Source organism: Kaustia mangrovi (assembly GCF_015482775.1).
GTDB lineage: Bacteria > Pseudomonadota > Alphaproteobacteria > Rhizobiales > Im1 > Kaustia > Kaustia mangrovi.
In genome coordinates this window covers 601,878-617,698 of record NZ_CP058214.1, presented here as the reverse complement: position 1 = coordinate 617,698, position 15,821 = coordinate 601,878, and the positions used below count along the sequence as shown (strand labels likewise).

Here is a 15,821-nt window from a genome sequence, read left to right as displayed (position 1 = left end):
CGTCAATTTCCAGAACCAGTATTACGGGGAATTGACCGCGGTCGACGACGATTGTCGCGATGCGGCGGTGAAGACGGCCAACTGGGCGTCGAAGGCACGCTTGTAGGCGGGCCGGGTTTCGCCGCGAGCCAGATAGGCGGAGAGGTTCGGATAGTCTTCCAGTAACCCCGATCCCTTCAGGCGGAGCAGTACCGTCACCATCAGGAGGTCGCCGGCGCTGAACGCACCGTCGAGCCAGTCGGCCTCGCCGAGGAAAGCGGACAGTTCGCCCAACCGCTTGCGGACACCGTCTTCGAGGCGAGGCAGACGCTGGTCGTACCAGGCCTCGTCGCGCTCCAGGATCCGGGCCATTTCGCGTTCGACGATCGGCGGTTCCACCGTGGTGAGCGCGGCAAACATCCACGTAATCGCCCGCGCCCGGGCCTTCGCGTCGTCCGGAAGCAGGCCCGCATGGCGCTCCGCGATATGGAGCACGATCGCCCCCGACTCGAACAGGGCGAGATCGCCGTCTTCATAGGTCGGAATCTGCCCGAACGGGTGAAGCGCCAGATGGGCGGGGGCCTTCATCGCCTCGAACGAGAGCAGGCGGACATCGTAGGGCTGGCCCACTTCCTCCAGCGCCCAGCGAACGCGCATGTCGCGCGCCAGGCCCCTGCCGCCATCGGGCGAGCGTTCGAAGGCTGTCATGGTGGGGGGCATTGGACGGTTCCGCGTGATTGTTCCGGCGCGTCTTTCGACACTCTAACCCGCTTTTCCGGCTTGTCGGAGTCCACGGCCGGACCTCGTCGTCGTACCGCGAATCCCCCGTATCGCATGGGCCGTTCACGCCCGCCCGCCGGTGCAATCGTCGCGCTGGCGGACAGCTCCCGTGCCGGACCGACAGGAACAAGGCCTTGACAGGGGCGGATGGGCCAGCTCATCATCCTTATTTCGGACATAATAACCGATAATCGGACATATGGCAACGGATATCAGTCTCTCGGCAGGAAAGGCCATCGTCGTTTTCAAGGCGATCTGCGATCTGGGCGCGCCCTGTTCGCTGGCGCAGATCGCGGCCGCGGTGGGCTATCCCCGGACCGTGACCGTGCGCATGGTGGCGACACTGGAGCATCACGGCTTCATCGAGCGCGGCGCCCAGTCGGGCCTCTATTCGGTCAGTCCCAAGATGCTGCATTACGTGCAGAAGGCGCTGGCCAAGAACCCGGTGCTGAGCCGGGTCGACCTCATCATGCGCGAGATCGTCGATCAGACGCAGGACACAGCGCTCTACATGATCCGCAATGGCGACGTGGCGCTGGTGATGAACCGGATGGAGGGCTCCGCGCCGGTGCGGGTTTTCGCCTCCGAGGTGGGGATGGAGCTGCCGCTGCATTGCGGCGGTGCTCCGCTGGCCCTGCTGGCGCATCTGCCCGATGCCGAGATCGACGACTATCTGTCGCGTCCGCTCGCCCGGCGCACCGAGGCGACGGTGACCGAGCCCGACGCTGTCCGGGCGCGGATCGCGAAGGTGCGCCAGGCCGGGTTCTCGGTCGGCGACGGCGATCTCTTCGAATATGTGGTCGCGGTCGGGGCGCCGATCTTCGAGGCCGACGGCACGCTGGCCGGGGCGGTGAGCGTCGGCAACATCATTCAGAGATACACGCCCGAGCGGGTGCAGGAGGTGGGCCGCATCCTCGTGGACACCATCGCGCGGTTCTGAAGCAGGACGGGGGAGAGGGCATGGCAGGCAGGCCGGAACGGGAGACGGGGGCGATGGTGGTCACGCCCCAGCCCGAGGCGACGGAGTGCGGGATCGAGGTGTTGCGCGCGGGCGGCAACGCGGTGGATGCGGCGATTGCCGCGGCCTTCGTGCAGGGGGTCGTCGATCCGCTCATGTGCGGCATTGCGGGCTTCGGCAGCATGGCGGTCTGGCGCGCGGCGGATGGAGCGCACGAATATGTCGATTTCCACGCGCCGGCTCCGGCGGCGGCGACGCCCGACATGTGGGAAGACCTGATCGAGGGCGAGGCGCGCGACGGCTTTGGCTTTACCCTGCGCGGGCGTGTGAACGATATCGGCTATCTGTCGGTTTGCGTGCCCGCGTCCCTGCGCGCATACGCCACCGCGCACGACCGCCACGGGCGGCTGCCCTGGGCCGACCTGCTGATCCATGCGATCCGCTGGGCACGCGGTGGCTGGACGGTGCGGCCCCATGTGCATGGCTGGTGGTCGATGCCCGCCGAGATGGGGCGCGTGGCGAATTACGAACGCATCGCCTGGTCCGCGCCCGGGCGGGCGCTCTATTGCCGCGAGGACGGCAGCCCCAAGCAGGTCGGCGACCGCGTGGAGAACCCGGAGCTGGCCGAGACGCTGGAGACCATCGCCGGCGAGGGGGCCGACAGCTTCTATACGGGCAGCATTGCCAGCACCATCGCGGCCGACATGGCGGCGCGGGGCGGGCTGGTGACGGCACGGGATCTGGCGGAATACAGGGCCGCAATCCGGTCGCCTCTGGAGACCGTCTATCGCGGCCGCCGCGTCACCTCCAACCAGCCGCCCGGCGGCGGATTGATGCTGCTGGAGATGCTGAACATCCTGGAGCGTTTCGACCTCCCCGCCCTGGGCCACAACAGCGCGGAGTATCTGCGCGTGGTCGCCGAGGCGATGAAGCAGGCGACCATCGACAAGGACCGCCATATCGGCGATCCGGACTTCGTCGACGTGCCGGTGCAGACACTGCTGTCGAAGGACTACGCGAGAGATGTGGCCGGGCGGATCCAGCGCGGCGAAATGGCCGACGTGCCGCGCTTCTCCGCCGCCGGGCCCAGCCGCGACACCACGCAGGTCTGCGTCACCGATGCCGACGGCAATTGTGTCTCGATGACCCATTCGCTGGGCATGCCCTCCGGCGTCGTCACGCCGGGGCTGGGCTTCATGTACAACGGCTGCATGGGCGTGTTCGACCCGCGTCCCGGTCATGCGGGGTCCATCGCGCCGGGCAAGGCGCGGTTCAGCTCGGTGTGTCCCTCAATCGTCTTCCGCGACGGGCGGCCGGAGCTGGTGATCGGGGCGCCGGGCGCGACGCAGATCGCCATGGGCGTGCTGCAGGCGATACTGAACGTGCTGGACTTCGGCGCGTCGATGTCCGACGCGGTGGCCTGGCCGCGTTTCTCGGCCACGAGCAACCTCATCGACGTGACGAACCGCATCCCGCAATTCGTGACCCGCGACCTGGAGCGGCAGGGCTACGGCATCGTGCGCAGCCCGCAGAGCTACGGCATCGCCTGGGTGCACGGCATCCGCCTGACCGGGCATGGCCCCGAGGGCGGCGCCGACCCGGCAACCGACGGCATGGCACTGTCATGCTGAGAGGGGAATTACTGGGTGTTGACCCAGACGATCTCGGCCGGCTGGGTGCCGACGCATTCGAACCGGTGCGGCCGGGTGGAGGGAAAGCCGAAACTGTCGCCCGCGGTGAGCAGGTAGATCTGCCCGCCGACCTCGAGCCGCAGCGCTCCGCTGACCACATAGCCGGCATCGAGTCCCGGATGGCCATAGGCTTCCGGGCCGGAACTGGCCTCGGGCTCCATCTGCACGAGCATGAGCTGCAGGCCGCCGAGCGTCTTGGGTGTCAGCAGCCGCTTGCGGATGCCCTGGGCGCTGACCGCCATCTCGGCGCCTCCATGGTCGTGGCGGACCACGACACCGTCGGCCTCCGACGCGCCCGGATCGGTGAAGAAATAGGACAGCGGCACGTCGAATGTCGTCGCCAGCTTGTTCAGCGTGCGCACGGAGGGCGAGGAGAGTCCGCGCTCGATCTGGCTCAGCGCACCGATCGAGAGGCTGGCGCGCGCCGACAGCTCCTTGAGCGACAGCGCATGGCTCTTGCGCAGGGTCCTCAGTCGTTGACCGAGCGTGGCTTCCTCCGGCGCACCGGCCTGTTCCTGATCTTTCATAGCTGCATTCCTCGGAGACGGGCTGCCTTGTGCCAGAACATCAAATCGCGCGCAAGCTTAGCAGGAAAATGAAATTTTGCTCGCCTTGAATGAAAATTATCTTGATTCTTTATCAGAAAAGTGAATTTTTGTTTTTGAAGTTTCAGGTACGGAGGAACGGATGCGGGTTGGAGTGGAAGTCGGCGGGACCTTTACGGATCTCGTGGCGGTCGATGGCGGAGAGATCCAGGTGCGCAAGGTCCCCTCGACCCCGTCGAGCCCGGATATCGGCGTTCTGAACGCCCTCGACCAGGCCGAGGTGGCGCTGTCCGGCGTGGACGATCTGGTGCATGGCTCGACCGTGGCGACGAACGCCTTGCTGGAACGCAAGGGTGCGAAAGTCGCCTTCGTGGTGACGCAGGGGTTCCGCGACATTCTCTTCCTGCAGCGCCACGACCGCCGCAACATCTACGACCTGCGCTACAAGCGGCCCCGCCCGGTGGTCGACCGCGCCGACTGTTTCGAGGTGGCCGAGCGGATCGACGCCGCCGGCACGGTGGTGACGCCTCTCGACGTGGCGGCGGAGGTGGCGCGGCTGGTACCGCTGCTGCGCGCCGGCGGCTATCAGTCGGTGGCGGTGTGCCTGTTGTCGTCCTATGCCAATCCGGTGCACGAGCAGGCGCTGAGCGCCGCGCTGCACGAGGCGCTGCCGGAGATGCTGGTCACCGCCTCGGCCGATGTGACCCGCGAGTTCCGCGAGTTCGAGCGCGCCTCGACCGCGACGCTCGCGGCCTATGTCCAGCCGGTGATCGACAAGTATCTGAACCGGCTGGAGACGGAGCTGGCGTCGCGCGGCTTTGACGCGCGCTTCTCGATCATGCAGTCGAATGGCGGGCGTATCCCGGCCGCCGCGATGCGGCGCAACGCCATCTCCGCGCTGTTCTCCGGCCCCGCCGCCGGTGTGATCGGCGCGATCCGCCAGGCCGAACGCGCGGGCACCGGCAATGTGATCACCTTCGACATGGGCGGCACCTCCACCGATGTCTGCCTTGTCACCGACGGAAAGCCTGGCATTTCCCCCGACACCGAGCTCGACGGGCTGCCGGTGCGCTCGCCGGTCATCGACATCGCCACGGTGGGGGCGGGCGGCGGCTCGCTGGTCTGGATCGACGATGGCGGCATGCTGCGGGTCGGCCCGCGCAGCGCCGGGGCGGAGCCGGGTCCGGCCTGCTATGGCAAGGGCGGCACGCTGCCCACCATCACCGACGCCCATGTGCTGCGCGGCACGATCCGGCCGGAAGCCTTCCTGGGCGGTACCATGAGCATCGACCGGAAGGCGGCCGAGCGCGCCTTCGAGCCGATCGCACAGGGGCTCGGCCTCAGCGTGGCCGAGGCGGCGACCGCGGCACTGCGCCTGTCTGTGGCCAATATCGTGCGCGCCATCCAGCTCGTCTCGACGGAGAAGGGCAACGACCCGCGCGACTACGCCCTGGTGCCCTATGGCGGTGCCGGTCCGCTTCTGGCCGCCGAGATCGCGGAGGAGATGCAGCTTCCCCGCGTCATCGTACCGCCCAATCCCGGCGTGCTGTCGGCCTACGGGCTCATCGCCTCGGACTTCTCCAAGATCACGGCCATAACGCGCCGCTTCACCGTCGATTCCGACGCGCCCGAAAAGGTGCGCGCGGCCTATGCCGAGATGGAGAAGGCGGCCCGGGCCGATTTCGAGAGCTTCGGGCTGAAGGACGGGCTGCGCTTCGAGTGCGTTGCCGACATGCGCTTCGTGGGGCAGGCGTTCGAAGTGCCGGTGGAGCTCACGCCGGAGACGCTGAGCCGCCTCGATGCGACGACGCTGGAGGATCTGTTCCAGGCGGCGCATCACCGCATCTTCCTGCATGGCGGGTCCAGGGGCCAGAAGATCGAGGTCGTGGGCTTCCGGATGACCGTCTCGCGCCCGATCGAGACGCTGCCCGCCTTCCGCGAGCGCAAGGGGGCGGGGACCACGCCGCCCGAGGCGCCCATCGTTCTGCCCGATGGCAGCGCGGGGTGGCGGCGGTGCACGCGGCCGCGGCGCTGAAGCCCGGCACGCCCGTCGCGGGGCCCGCGCTGATCGAGGGCTACTCCTCCACCGCCTATGTGCCGCCCGGCTGGCAGGCCACCCGCGACGCCGAAGACAACCTCACCCTGACGAGGACCGCGTAATGACCGTATCCGCCATCGATTATGCCGTGCTGAGCCAGGCCATTCTCGCCGCCGCGCGCGAAATGGGGGCGAAGCTTGTCCGCTCGGCCTATTCCACCATTCTGCGCGAGGCGCGCGACGGTTCCGCGGCGATCCTCGACCGCGACGGCAACACCGTGGCGCAGGCCGAGCTGATCCCCATGCAGCTCGGGACCATCGGCTCGGTCTTTCAGGCCTGCGCGCGCGAATACGACCTCGACGAGGTGGGGCCGGACGATTTCTTCGTCATCAACGACTCCTATTCGGGCGGCCAGCACCTGCAGGACGTGTTCTTCTTCCACCCGATCTTCGCCGGCGAGCGCCGCGTGGGCTTCGCCGCCTCGGTGGCGCACCACCTCGATATCGGCGGCGGCAGCCCCGGCCTTTCGGTCCATGCCCGCGACGTGCACTCCGAAGGCATCATCATTCCGCCCACCAAGTTCTCGATGAGTCGCGACTGGAATGGCGGCCCGCTGGAGCGCCTCCTGCGCGCCAATGTGCGCGCGCCCCTGCAGACCATGGGCGACTTCAACGCCCAGATCGCCGCCAACCGTATCGGCGCGCAGCGCATCGGCGAACTGTGTGCCCGCTACGGCGCGGAGACGGTCGAGGAGGTCATGGCCGACTTCCAGTCCTATACCGAGCGCCGCGTGCGCGCGGCAATCGCGGAGGCGCCCGACGGCACCTATACCGGCGAGGCGGTGATCGACGACGACGGGCTGGGCCACGGGCCGATCCGCGTCAAGTCGACCGTCACCATCGCCCGCGACCGCATGACCGTGGATTATACCGGCACCGATCCGCAGGTCGCCACGAACCTCAACGCACCGCTGGCGGCGGCGATCTCGGCCACCATGTCGTGTGTGAAGTCGGTGCTGACCTCGCCCGATATCCCGTTCAATGCGGGCCTCACCCGCTCCATCGATGTGATCGTGCCGGAGGGGTCGATCCTCAATCCGCGCTATCCAGCCCCTGTGCGGGCACGCATGGAGATCTGCTACCGCGCCTTCAACGCCACGATGAATGCGCTGTCGCAGGCGGTGCCGGATCAGGTCATCGCCAACGGCTTCGACTGCACCACCGTGGCCTGCCTGAGCTGGCTCAACAACGGCGCCTATTCGGTCTATCTGGAGATCTTCGGCGGCGGCTATGGCGCCTCCAGGCAGGAGGACGGCTGCGACGCCATCGACAGCCCCATGTCGAACTGCGCCAACACGCCGGTGGAGGCCATCGACCAGGATTACGACTTCTTCCGGGTCGAGACCTATGCGCTGACGCCCGACAGTTTCGGCCACGGCACGATGCGTGGCGGCGCGGGCTTCACCAAATCCTTCCGCATCCTGCGCGACGGCGCGACGGTGGCCCTTTATGCCGACCGGTTCGCCACCGCGCCCGAGCCGCTGTTCGGCGGCACTGCGGGCGGCATGGGCGCCTGCGAGATCCATCGCGACGGCGAGGTGATCCGGCTCACCTCGAAGGACATGGCCGAGCTGAGGGCGGGCGATCTGGTGGTCTTCCGGCTGGGCGGCGGCGCCGGCTACGGCCGGGCCTGCGACCGTCCAGCCGCGCTCGTCGCGGAGGATCTCCGCAACGGGCTCCTGAGCGAGGAGACCGCGCGGCAGGCTTATCCTGCGCAGATGGAGACGCTGGGATGACGCTCTCCGCCGATCTCTGGGACCGTTCGCTCTGGTTTTCCACGGCGGAGGAATCCGCGCCGGACGCCGACGCGCCGGCGGATGCGGAGGTTCTGGTGGTCGGCGGCGGGTTCAGCGGGCTCTCCACCGCGTTGCATCTGGCGGAGCGTGGCGTCCCGGTCTCCCTGCTCGAGGCATGCGAGATCGGCTTCGGGGCCTCGGGGCGCAATGGCGGGCAGGTGATCCCCGGGCTCAAGATCGACCCGGCGGAGATGCGCACCCGCTGGGGCCCGAGACCGGCGGTCGGCTGGTGGCATTCGCGGGAGGCGCGGCGGACCGCGTCTTCGAGCTGATCGCACGGTTCGGCATTGCCTGCGACGCCAGCCGCCATGGCTGGATCCAGGCGGCGCATTCCGCAATCGCGCTGCGGGCGGTCCATGCCCGCTCGCGGGAGTGGGAAGCAGAGGGCGTGCCGGTCGAGCGGCTCGATGCCGACGCCATCGCCTCCGCCACCGGGGCGGGAGGCTATAGCGGCGGCTGGCGCGACCCGCGTGCGGGAACGCTCAACCCGCTGTCCTATGCGCGGGGGCTCGCCCGCGCGGCCCGCGAGGCGGGCGCGAGGATCGCCACCGGCGAGCGGGTGCGGCGCATCCTGCGGGACGGGGCGGGCTGGCGGCTCGATCTCGGCGACCGGAGCGTGGCCGGGCGAGCGGTCGTACTGGCGACGAACGCCTATGATGCGACGCTGGCGCCGCGTGTCGCGCGCTCGCTCCTGCCAGTGCAATCAATCGTCGTGGCCACCGAGCCGCTCCCCGAAGACATTGCGGCGACCATCCTGCCGGGCGGTGCCTGCTGTTCGGAAACCCGCAAGCTCGCCTTCTATTTCCGCCTCACGCGCGACCGCCGCTTCGTCATCGGCGGGCGCGGGGCGGTGGGTGCGGAGCATTCCGAGAGCCTGCAGGCGGAGCTGGAGAACGGCATGCGGCGCATGTTCCCGCAGTTGCGCGGCGCGCGTGTCGACATGGCCTGGTCGGGACATCTGGCGCTGACCATGGACGGGCTGCCGCATCTGCACGAGCCACAGCCGGGCTTGTGGGTCCTGGCGGGCTACAACGGGCGCGGCGTCGCCCTGGCCACGGCCATGGGCGCGGCGCTGGCCGAAAGGCTGACCGAGGGCACGCCGCTGCCCCTGCCGGAGACGCCGGTGCGGCCCATCGCCTGGCACGCACTGCGCGCGCCGGTGATGAATCTGGGCGTTCGCTACTACTGGATGAAGGACAAGCTCGGCCTCGCCTCCTGAACGGCGGGCCGCAACAACAGCCAACGGCACGACTATCGACAAAGAGGGAGAAAGACCATGACCAAGACCAAGATCAAGGCACTGCTGCTCGCCGCAGCGTTCTGTGCCGCGACCCCGGCGGCAGCGGAGGAGATCACCGCCTCCGTCTGGTTCCCGGAGACCCATCCGCTGACCCGCGACGGCTACATGGCGCTGAAGAAGAGCGTCGAGGAGGCCTCCGACGGCAATCTGACGATGCAGGTCTATACCGGCACCTCGCTCCTGCCGCCGGTGGCGCATCTGTCGGGCCTGACCGACGGCATCGTGCAGATGACCTATCATGCGGGCACCTACACGCCGTCGGACCTGCCGGAGGACAACACGCTGGCCGCGCTCGCCATCGGCCTGCCGGACAGCATGACCGCCGCGCTCGCCGTGGCGGATTTCTACATCAACGACCCGGCCATGCAGGAGATGTTCAAGCGGCTGGGCATCGTGTTCCTTGGGTCCTACGCCTCGCCGCAATATGTGATGATGTGTGCGGACGAGGTCACCACGCTGGACCAGGTCAAGGGCAAGAAGCTGCGCATGCCCTCGCCGGTCCACGCCGCCTGGGCGGAGAGCGTGGGCGCGGTGCCGGTCAATGTGCCGTCGTCGGAGATGTTCACGGGCCTCGAGAAGGGCCAGCTCGACTGCGCGATCAACGCCGCGAACGATCTCAAGTCGCGCTCGCTCTGGGATGTGGCGAAATACACCACGCTCCTGGAGGTCGGCCCCTATTTCGCCGGCTGGGAATATGCCATGGCGCAGGATGCCTGGGCCGGGCTCAGCCCCGAAAACCGCCAGATCCTGATCGACGCCATGCCCGGCAACATCGTCGCCATGACGGCCGCCTATCTCGGTACCGTCGACGAGGCGCTGGCGGAGGCCGCCGATCATGGTGTGACCGTGTCCGAACCCGCCGCGGGCCTGGCGAAGAGCCTTGCCGATTTCGTCGACGCCAAGGTCGATGCCATGGCGGTGGAGACCGGCGAGAAGCTCGGTGCGCAGGAGCCCGAAGCCCTCATCGCGCGGTTCAAGGAAACCTACGCCAAGTGGGAGGATCTGCTGGCGGATATCCCGGCGGACGATCTGGACGCCATCGCGGACGTCTTCAGGACCGAGGTCTACGACAAGGTCGACGTCACAGCCTACGGGCTGTGATCCCCGCGCCGTGAGGGAACGGGCGGGTTCTGAATGAAAGGAGGCGACAATGCTGGCCAGGATCGACAAGGGGCTGTTGCTGCTTGCCCGCGCGCTGATGCTTCTGGCGGGGGCAGGTCTGGCGCTGATGATGCTCCAGACCGTGGCCGGCGTTGTCGCTGACAATTTCTGGAACCAGCCCATTCCGGGCAATCTGGAGATCATTTCCGTCTATCACATGGTGCTTGTCGTGTTCCTGCCGCTCGCCTTCGTCGAGTGGCAGCACGAGAACATCGAGGTCGATCTGCTCTGGCAGCTCATGCCCGGATGGATGCAGCGCACGGTGCTGGTGCTGGGCTATCTGGTCTGCGCCGCCTTTTTCGCCATCCTCGTGCGCCAGACCTGGTTCGACGCCGTCGCGGCCATGGCCAAGGGCGAGATGATGATGGGCAATGTCTATGTCCTGATCTGGCCCGCGAAATTCGTGCTGCCGGTGGGCTTTGCCGCGATTGGCCTCGTCTCGCTGCGCCATGCGCTGAATGCGGCGCTGGACCCCGGCTTCTCGCCCGCTCCGGCCGACCCCGCCGAAGGACATATCTGAGACAAGGAGCCGACGGTTTGGACAACGTCGCCATCGGATTCATCGGACTTGGGGCCGGCATCGTCCTGGTGCTTCTGCGGGTGCAGATCGGCGTGGCGCTGGGGCTCGTCAGCTTCATCGGCATCGCCGTCCTTTTGAACATGCGCGCCGCATGGGGGATCATCACCGCGATCCCGTTCAACTTCGTGGGCGACTGGAACCTCACGGCCATCCCGATGTTCCTGCTCATGGGTTCATCGCCTCGGAGGCGGGCCTTTCCTCAGGGCTCTTCCGCACCATGCGCATGGTCCTGAGCTGGTTGCCCGGCGGGCTCGCCGTGGCCAGCGTGGGCGCCAGCGCGGTGCTGGCGGCCGCCTCGGGCTCGTCGGTCGCCACCTCCTCGGCCTTCGCCCGCATCGCCACGCCGGAGATGCTGCGCTATCGCTACGATGCCGGCCTCGCGACGGGGGTGATCGCCGCGGCGGGCACGCTGGGGTCGCTCATCCCGCCCTCGATCCTGATGGTGCTCTACGGCTATCTGGCCGAGGTCTCGGTGGCCCAGCTCTTCGCCGCCGGGGTCATGCCGGGGATCCTGACGGCGCTCGCCTTCACCATGATGATCGTGCTGCGTGTGCTGCGGCGCCCGGCGCTGGCGCCGAAGGTGGAGGAGCACTTCACCCGCGCCGATCTGCTGGCCGCCATCCGCGACACCTGGGCGCTGCCGGTGATCATCCTCGGCGTGCTCATGGGGATCTTCCTCGGGGTGTTCACGCCCACCGAGGCCGGCGCGGTGGGGGCGGCGCTCGCCATCGCCGTGGCCGCGCTCAAGCGCAGCCTCGACTGGCAGGTGCTGGGCAAGGGCTTCCGCCAGGCGCTGGTCAGCACTGCGAGCATCTTCCTCGTGGTGATCGGCACCTCGCTTCTCGGCCGCTTCATGGCGCTGTCGGGCGTGCCGACCTTCGTCGCCGACACCTTCATAGCCTGGGGCAGCTCGCCCCTGATGGTGATCCTCGCGGTGTCGCTGCTCTACCTGATCCTCGGCTGCTTCCTCGACAGTATCGGCATCCTGCTGCTGACCATGCCGATCATCCTGCCCATGGCGCGCGAGACGGGGCTCGACCTGATCTGGTTCGGCATCATCCTGGTCAAGCTGCTCGAGATCGGTCTGCTGACGCCGCCGGTCGGGCTCAACGTCTATATCATCAAGGGCGCGCTGGGCGACCGCGTGTCCCTGACCACGATCTTCCGCGGCGTGGGCTGGTTCGTGGCCGTCGATCTGCTGGTGCTGGTCTGTCTCGTGCTGCTGCCGGGCATCGCACTCTGGCTGCCGGGAATGATGGAGTAGGGGGCTTGTACCGCCCGGCGGGCCCTCCCGCGTCTCTGCCGGCGTGGCGGCGATAGGCCGATGACCAATTTGTGATGATTCAGGAGAAGGCAAATCGCCATCCGCATGTTAGGTCTTGCCCGATGATTCCCGGTTCGTCCGGTATAAGGGAAAGGCATGCGGTGCCGTCGCACCGAGGAACTTGAGCGGATGTCGAAAGCGGTACGGATAACCCTGCGCACTGCACTGGGGCAGATCGGCTCGGTCCTGCTGATCGTGGGGCTGGTCTGCCTCAGCCTTGCGCATGCCTCCAGGCCGTCGCTTGCCGCCTCCCATGCCGGCGGAGAGAGCGCGCTTGCTGCGACCGGGGAAACGGGGCCGGGCACGCCGGACCTCGAGCCCGGGCGGTCTGCCATCTTCTGCCAGACAACCGGTGCCTGCCTGGTGCTGTCGGATGCCGGCAATATTGCCGCGCGCGCTCCGGTGGCGGAGGTCCATCCGCCCATGCTGTCGGCGGATGCGCCCGCGAAATGGGTCGTGCCGCCCTTCGACCAGCCGCCGCGGCTCTCGGCCTGAACGATCGATCTGTCTATCCGTTCAGAGTCAGAGAGTTGAGGGAACTTCATGCCCAATACACCGTCTTCCCGCGGTCACGGCGTTCGTAGGCGTCTGCTGGACCGCCGCATTCTTCTCCTCGGCATGGCATCCACGCTTGCCGGCTGCGTCACCACCGCCGGCAAGTCCGGCCTCACATCCGGGGGCTGACCCCTGCCGCCCGGGCCCGCTACGAGGCGATGTACGCCGCCATTCCCGACGAGCGGTTTCCGATCCCGGCGGTCGATATCAGCGCCGTCGACCCGGAGTATCTCCGCCAGATCGTGCCCTTTGCGGGGCCGGAGCAGCCCGGCACCATCGTCGTCGATCCCCAGACCAGGTTCCTCTATCTGGTGATGGAGGACGGGCAGGCGATGCGCTATGGCGTCGGCGTCGGCCGCGCCGGCTTCGAATGGTCCGGGCGCGGCGTGATCCAGTACAAGCGGGCCTGGCCGCGCTGGACGCCGCCCGACGAGATGGTGGCGCGCCAGCCCGAGCTCGAGCCCTACAGCATTGCCAATGGCGGCATGGATCCCGGTCTCGGCAATCCTCTGGGTGCGCGCGCCCTCTATATCTTCGAGAACGGCCGGGACACGCTCTATCGCCTGCACGGCACCAACGAGCCGTGGAGCATCGGCAGGGCCGTATCGAGCGGCTGCATCCGGCTGTTCAATCAGGACATCATCGATCTCTACAACCGAACGCCCGATGGAAGCCGGGTGCTCGTTCGAGGGGCGGCGTCCCCGGCACCGGAGGTGTGAACCGGCGACCGCCGCCTTTCGCGTTTTCAAGAAGAGAGCCATTCCGCGATGGCAGGACAGGCCCCGTCGGCCCGTCGTCGGTATCGGCGCCGTTATTGGCTGGCGGTTCATTTCCCTGGCCAGAACGTCGCGACGCCGGGGACGGGAGCCCCGATGCCGAGGTCGATGTGCCGGCGTGTCACGGGGCCAATGCGGCCGGCCAGGCCGCGGCACAGGGCGGCGGCTGGATGTGGCAGGCCTCATAGGGCTGGGGCCAAATGATCTTCGGCCTGGCGATGATGATCCTGTTCTGGGGCGCGATCATCCTTCTGGCGGTGCTGCTGGTGCGCTGGCTGTCCGGATCGGGGCCGGACCGCCGCCGGTATTGGGACATCTTAAGCGTCCGTTGTCAGATCGGGTGCCATATTGTGGGTCGGATCGGCACCTCAGAGGCTGGAAAAATGGCGCTCAAGCGGATGGACAACGTCGGAATCGTCGTCGAGGACCTCGAAGCGGCGATTGATTTCTTCTGCGAACTCGGACTCGAGCTCGAAGGCCGGGCCACGATCGAAGGAGACTGGGCCGGTCGCGTCACCGGACTGGGCGATCAGCATGTCGAGATCGCCATGATGCGCACGCCGGACGGCCACAGCCGGCTCGAGCTCTCCCGCTTCCTCGCGCCGCCTGTCGTCTCGGATCACCGGAATGCCCCGGTCAACGCGCTGGGCTACCTCCGCGCCATGTTCACCGTGGACGACATCGACGAGACGCTTGAAAGGCTCCGTGCACGCGGCGCGCAGCTCGTGGGCGAAGTCGTCCGCTACAAGGACGCCTATCGGCTCTGCTATATCCGCGGGCCTGAACGGCTCCTCATCGGCCTCGCCCAGGAACTCGGCTGAGCGCGGGGCTCGCTTGGTCGCCCGAGGGCTCATTGGCATCTCCTGTAACGTTTCGTCGCCTTCGTCGCGGGATGACCCTCTTTGTTCGCGTTTCAGAAATCACCGCTTGCCTTCCGCGTTCCAAAAACGTAAGCAAATCTCCATGTTTCGAGGGTTCGGGGCATAGCGCAGTCTGGTAGCGCACCTGTTTTGGGGGACGCTATGCAGACTTTCTTTTATTCCCCGGTTTCAATAGCTTGTGCTTCGGCCTGCTCTGCTTTCGTGCTTTTTTCCGTAATCTTGCAGTGTCTTTCATGGCGGCTCGAACTGCGGGCCGGGGCGCAGGAGCCGCGCCTTGCCAGCCGCCTCAGCCGGCGACGAACGCCAGAAGGTCTGCGTTCAGCACATCGGCGTTCACCGTCAGCATCCCGTGCGAGAAACCGGGATAGGTCTTCAGCGTGCCGTTCGGCAGAAGCTTGACCGCCTTCAAGGCCGAGGCGTTGATCGGAACGATCTGGTCGTCCTCGCCGTGCAGCACCAGCGTCGGCACGGAGATCGCCTTGAGATCCTCGGTCTGGTCGGTTTCCGAGAAGGCCTCGATGCCGTCGTAGTGCGCCTTGGCGCTGCCCATCATGCCCTGCCGCCACCAGTTCTGGATCACACCTTCATGGACCGTCGCGCCCTCGCGGTTGAAGCCGTAGAACGGGCCCGACGGAACATCGCGGAAGAACTGTGCGCGGTTGCCGGCGAGCGCTGCCCGAAAGCCGTCGAAGACCTCCATCGGTGTGCCTTCGGGGTTGCCGTCGGTCTTCAGCATCAGCGGCGGAATGGCAGAGACGAGGACGGCCTTCGCCACCCGGCCCGCGGGTTCGCCGTGCCGCGCCACGTAGCGCGCCACCTCGCCGCCACCGGTGGAATGGCCGATGTGAACCGCGTCCTTCAGATCCAGCGCCTCGGCGACGGCAAAGGCGTCGGCCGCGTAATGGTCGATGTCGTGACCGTCGGCGACCTGTTCCGAGCGTCCGTGGCCGCGCCGGTCGTGGGCGACAACGCGATAGCCCTTCGACAGGAAGAACAGCATCTGCGCGTCCCAGTCGTCGGCGCTGAGCGGCCAGCCGTGATGGAACACGATGGGCTGGGCGTCCCTGGGGCCCCAGTCCTTGTAGAAGATCCGCACGTCGTCGTCGGTCGTGATAAAGCCCATGGGTGTGTTCTCCTTCCGGACCGTCGTGGGTGGCTGGCCTCACGGATCTGAACCCGACGCCCGCCCGGACGCCCCAGCCGAAAAAGACCTTCGGCCACTGTGGTCAGGCAGACAAGGCCAACGACGATTTCGGGCCAGCCGGGCTCGGCGGTGCCGCGTTCCCGCTCGTCGTTTCTGTTTCCGGGATGGCAAAGGCCGACCGGCAGCGAGGGATGACGAGGCCCGATGCGCGGTCAACGTCCGTGCGGCGCTCGCCCGAACGCCCGTCATCCCTG

Annotated in this window: 14 protein-coding genes and 2 pseudogenes; 13 read left to right on the top strand and 3 right to left on the bottom strand. The window is 67.5% G+C overall.

Annotation, left to right across the window (positions count from 1 at the left end; translation table 11 throughout):
• Positions 1-21: 21 nt before the first annotated feature.
• Positions 22-699 (bottom strand): glutathione S-transferase family protein, encoded by a 678-nt coding sequence (locus HW532_RS02935; RefSeq protein WP_213162985.1) that lies wholly within the window; start codon positions 697-699, stop codon positions 22-24.
• A 259-nt stretch (positions 700-958) separates the two neighbouring features.
• On the opposite strand from HW532_RS02935, the gene HW532_RS02930 reads away from it, so the two are divergent.
• Both HW532_RS02930 and ggt read left to right on the top strand, forming a co-directional pair.
• The gene (locus HW532_RS02930) at positions 959-1,699 is read left to right on the top strand and encodes an IclR family transcriptional regulator (RefSeq protein ID WP_213162984.1); all 741 of its coding nucleotides are present in this window, start codon (positions 959-961) and stop codon (positions 1,697-1,699) included.
• A 20-nt stretch (positions 1,700-1,719) separates the two neighbouring features.
• Complete coding sequence (ggt, locus tag HW532_RS02925) at positions 1,720-3,348, top strand: gamma-glutamyltransferase (protein WP_213162983.1); 1,629 nt, start codon at positions 1,720-1,722, stop codon at positions 3,346-3,348.
• An 8-nt stretch (positions 3,349-3,356) separates the two neighbouring features.
• Here ggt and HW532_RS02920 read toward each other — a convergent pair whose 3' ends face one another.
• Entirely contained in the window at positions 3,357-3,935 is a 579-nt protein-coding gene (locus HW532_RS02920; protein WP_213162982.1) for a helix-turn-helix domain-containing protein, read from the bottom strand.
• A gap of 160 nt (positions 3,936-4,095) precedes the next feature.
• Between HW532_RS02920 and HW532_RS02915 the strand changes: the two genes are divergently transcribed.
• The 11 genes and pseudogenes from HW532_RS02915 (at position 4,096) to HW532_RS02870 (ending at position 14,363) form a co-directional block, all read left to right on the top strand.
• The gene (locus HW532_RS02915; RefSeq protein ID WP_213162981.1) at positions 4,096-5,988 is read left to right on the top strand and encodes a hydantoinase/oxoprolinase family protein; all 1,893 of its coding nucleotides are present in this window, start codon (positions 4,096-4,098) and stop codon (positions 5,986-5,988) included.
• On the top strand, positions 5,967-6,113 hold the full coding sequence (locus tag HW532_RS02910) for a hypothetical protein (RefSeq protein ID WP_213162980.1): 147 nt from the start codon (positions 5,967-5,969) through the stop codon (positions 6,111-6,113). Before HW532_RS02915 ends, HW532_RS02910 begins: the two co-directional genes overlap by 22 nt.
• Positions 6,113-7,786: a hydantoinase B/oxoprolinase family protein gene (locus HW532_RS02905; RefSeq protein ID WP_213162979.1), complete on the top strand. Its 1,674-nt coding sequence runs from the start codon at positions 6,113-6,115 to the stop codon at positions 7,784-7,786. The genes HW532_RS02910 and HW532_RS02905 overlap by 1 nt, the downstream gene beginning before the upstream one ends.
• Positions 7,783-9,065 (top strand): annotated as a pseudogene (locus HW532_RS02900) (NAD(P)/FAD-dependent oxidoreductase). The gene HW532_RS02905 and the pseudogene HW532_RS02900 overlap by 4 nt, the downstream one beginning before the upstream one ends.
• Before the next feature lie 57 nt (positions 9,066-9,122).
• A complete protein-coding gene (locus HW532_RS02895; RefSeq protein ID WP_213162978.1) occupies positions 9,123-10,247 on the top strand; it encodes a C4-dicarboxylate TRAP transporter substrate-binding protein in 1,125 nt (374 codons plus the stop codon).
• Positions 10,248-10,296: 49 nt separating this feature from the next.
• Positions 10,297-10,827: a TRAP transporter small permease gene (locus tag HW532_RS02890; protein WP_213162977.1), complete on the top strand. Its 531-nt coding sequence runs from the start codon at positions 10,297-10,299 to the stop codon at positions 10,825-10,827.
• 17 nt (positions 10,828-10,844) lie between these two features.
• Positions 10,845-11,120, top strand: coding sequence for a hypothetical protein (locus HW532_RS22015; RefSeq protein WP_246479471.1), 276 nt, complete (start codon positions 10,845-10,847; stop codon positions 11,118-11,120).
• Positions 11,105-12,151 (top strand): TRAP transporter large permease, encoded by a 1,047-nt coding sequence (locus tag HW532_RS02885; RefSeq protein WP_246479469.1) that lies wholly within the window; start codon positions 11,105-11,107, stop codon positions 12,149-12,151. The genes HW532_RS22015 and HW532_RS02885 overlap by 16 nt, the downstream gene beginning before the upstream one ends.
• Positions 12,152-12,340: 189 nt before the next feature.
• Complete coding sequence (locus HW532_RS02880) at positions 12,341-12,706, top strand: hypothetical protein (RefSeq protein ID WP_213162976.1); 366 nt, start codon at positions 12,341-12,343, stop codon at positions 12,704-12,706.
• 48 nt (positions 12,707-12,754) lie between these two features.
• Positions 12,755-13,485: pseudogene (locus HW532_RS02875) on the top strand (L,D-transpeptidase).
• Between the two features lie 440 nt (positions 13,486-13,925).
• Positions 13,926-14,363, top strand: coding sequence for a VOC family protein (locus HW532_RS02870; RefSeq protein WP_213164391.1), 438 nt, complete (start codon positions 13,926-13,928; stop codon positions 14,361-14,363).
• 346 nt (positions 14,364-14,709) lie between these two features.
• Here the strand turns inward: HW532_RS02870 and HW532_RS02865 are convergent, their stop codons facing one another.
• Entirely contained in the window at positions 14,710-15,546 is an 837-nt protein-coding gene (locus HW532_RS02865) for an alpha/beta fold hydrolase (protein ID WP_213162974.1), read from the bottom strand.
• Positions 15,547-15,821 lie beyond the last annotated feature (275 nt).